A 1288-nucleotide genomic window follows, 5' to 3' on the forward strand; every position below is an offset into this window, starting at 1 on the left:
CTGAAGTTGCCCCGGTTGTGTGGACAGGTCGGGGTTTGCGGCTATGCGGCAGCGTAGCGGTCTTGTTCGGCGTCGTGCCGGCGTTCGTATTCGGCGGGACTGAGCATGCCCAGGGTCGAGTGGCGGCGCCGGGGGTTGTAGAACCCTTCGATGAAGTCGAAGCAGGCGGCCTTGGCCTGGGCGCGGGTGGCGAAGTGATGCCGGTCGAGCAACTCAGTCTCCAACGTCGCGAAGAAGCTCTCGGTGACGGCGTTGTCGAAGCAGTCGGCGACGGTCCCGGTCGAGGTACGGATGCCCGCTGACCTGCACCGCTGGCTGAACGACAGCGACGTGTACTGACTTCCTTGATCGCTATGGTGAATGAGTCCGGGGGCGGGCCGGCGGTTCCAGATCGCCATCTCCAGGGCGTCGATGACCAGCTCGGTGCGCATGTGATCGGCCATCGCCCATCCCACGATCCGCCGGGAGAACACATCCAGCACCACCGCCAGATACAGCCATCCCTCGCCGGTCGGCACGTAGGTGATGTCGGCTGTCCAGGTCCGGTTCGGTCCCGGAGCGGTGAAGTCCCGCTTCACCAGATCCTCGGCCGGACTCGCCGCGGGGTCACGGCGGGTCAGCCCGCGCCGGCGGCGCCGATGCACTCCTTCAAGCCGAGCAGCGCGCATCAGCCGGGCCACCCGCTTGCGCCCGATGCGCACCCCGAACTCCTCGGCCAGCTCGGCATGCACCCGCGGAGAACCATAGGTTCCTCGCGATCCAGCATGGATCTTCGTGATCGTTTCCGTCAGGGCCTCGTCCTGCCGGGCCCGCGCCGAGGGTCCGCGGTTCTTCCAGGCGTAGTAGCCCTGGCGCGACACACCCAGCACCCGGGCCAAAAGGGAGACGCCATGGCGTGCCTTCTCCGCGTCGATCAGCCGGTACTTCATTTCGGCCGATCCGTCTCCCGAGCGAAGAAAACCGCGGCCTTCTTCAGGATCTCCCGCTCTTCCCGCAGCTGACGGACCTCCCGCCGCAGCCGGGCCAGCTCCTGCTTTTCGACGCTGGTCAGACCGTCCTCCCGGCGGCCCTCATCGCGCTCAGCCTGGACCACCCAGTTGCGGATGGACTGCGCAGTCGGCTCGAACTCCTTGGCCAGTTCCTCCGGCGTCCGGCCGGCGCGGACCAGCTCCACCATCTGCCGCCGGAACTCCGGCGGGTACGGCGGACGTGACATCGGCACTTGTGAACTCCTCCCAGGACACATCGTCCCAAGCACTCGGCTGTCCACAAGACCGGGGCAACATCA

Annotated in this window: 1 protein-coding gene; it reads right to left on the reverse strand. The window is 67.0% G+C overall.

Annotation, left to right across the window (positions count from 1 at the left end; genetic code table 11):
- Positions 1-41: 41 nt before the first annotated feature.
- Positions 42-1222 (reverse strand): IS3 family transposase gene (locus ACWEN6_RS40890; RefSeq protein WP_452577602.1). Its coding sequence is split into 2 segments (ribosomal slippage): positions 42-973 and positions 973-1222, totalling 1182 coding nucleotides; the frame shifts between segments, so codons are not numbered across the junction.
- Positions 1223-1288 lie beyond the last annotated feature (66 nt).

It is taken from the genome of Sphaerisporangium sp. NPDC004334 (assembly GCF_053602655.1).